General features: G+C 54.0%; 1 protein-coding gene. It reads left to right on the top strand.

Translation table 11 applies throughout. The features are described 5' to 3' along the window. On the top strand, positions 1 to 218 hold a 218-nt coding region (locus MN204_RS20835), incomplete at its 5' end, for a carbonic anhydrase (RefSeq protein ID WP_306798834.1). Positions 219 to 265: the final 47 nt, after the last annotated feature.

The following is a 265-nucleotide window of genomic DNA, read 5'->3' as shown; positions in this document are numbered from 1 at the left end:
CGGCGATGGTGCGTGAAAATGTGATTGCGCAGCTTGCCAATATTCAGACGCACCCCTCTGTTCGCCTCGCGCTTGAAGAGGGCCGCGTCACGCTGCATGGCTGGGTATATGACATCGGCAGCGGACGCATTGACGCCTTCAATGGCCGGGAATTCGTCTCCCTTGCAGAAAACCCGGATGTTCATGCTGTTTCCCAACGTACCAGGCGTGTTGCCTGAAATACCTATCAACCCGGAGATAAAATAGTGATCCAGACTCAAGTTAC

Origin of the sequence: Oceanobacillus saliphilus, assembly GCF_023522835.1 — a bacterium.
In the GTDB taxonomy this organism is placed as follows: domain Bacteria; phylum Bacillota; class Bacilli; order Bacillales; family Amphibacillaceae; genus Oceanobacillus; species Oceanobacillus saliphilus.
Note: the sequence above shows the minus strand (reverse complement) of the source record. Positions and strands in the feature narration are given on the sequence as shown.